The 670-nt window shown below is 39.0% G+C and carries 2 protein-coding genes; both read right to left on the bottom strand.

Going from position 1 to position 670, the window contains the following annotated elements:
* Window positions 1–10 precede the first annotated feature (10 nt).
* Window positions 11–163, bottom strand: a complete 153-nt coding sequence (locus RUMTOR_RS13055; protein ID WP_207634940.1) for a hypothetical protein — start codon at window positions 161–163, stop codon at window positions 11–13.
* A 230-nt stretch (window positions 164–393) separates the two neighbouring features.
* On the bottom strand, window positions 394–670 hold a 277-nt coding region (locus RUMTOR_RS11625), incomplete at its 5' end, for a class I tRNA ligase family protein (protein ID WP_004848158.1).

The raw sequence follows: 670 nt of genomic DNA, 5'->3' as shown, positions 1-670 counted from the left end.
TGCTGTTCTTTCACTCAAATACTCCTTGCACAAAATTTTTGCCGTTTTCTGCGTCTGCCGCTGTCTCAATTCCTTCCGCACCTTCATTTGAGCAAAAACAGGCATGGCGCCTTGGGTCACCATAGCGAGTGCCAAAAGGACCGCCATTATTTTTTTTCTTCATGCTCATCTCTCCTTCTTTCAATGAAATATATTACAAATTATAGCATGTTTTCGTTTTCTTTTTTGTGCAAAAATGTTGCTTTTATTTTTACTTTTTGTATAATACGGAACATTTGATGTTATTTTGCATAATCAAGTTGATATATATATCACTTCAAAAGACATAACTCCCAATATCAAAAATCACCGGAAGTGCCAAAAAGCATCTTCCGGTGATTCTATTCACATGACCTACTTCTGCACGATATTGATTATTTTTTTCGGTACATAAATTTCTTTGACGATCGTACCTGTCAGTTTATCGGCTACCGCTTCTTTTCCGGCGGCGATTGCCTCATCTTTTGATGCATCGGCAGAAATACTGATAACAGCTCTTGTCTTTCCGTTAATCTGTACCGGCACTTCAATCTCGTCATCTTTCATTGCACTTTCGTCATATGACGGCCATCCTGCTTTAAAAATTGTTTCTCCATGGCCAAGCTGCTCCCACATTTCTTCGGCAAAATGC

Source organism: [Ruminococcus] torques ATCC 27756 (assembly GCF_000153925.1).
GTDB lineage: Bacteria > Bacillota > Clostridia > Lachnospirales > Lachnospiraceae > Mediterraneibacter > Mediterraneibacter torques.
The sequence above is the reverse complement of the archived record's forward strand: the minus strand, read 5'-3'. Positions and strand labels throughout refer to the sequence as shown.

Bases quoted from the DNA above. Each gene is read 5' to 3' on its own strand.
- RUMTOR_RS13055 (WP_207634940.1), bottom strand. From the start codon at position 163: ATGAAGAAAAAAAATAATGGCGGTCCTTTTGGCACTCGCTATGGTGAC.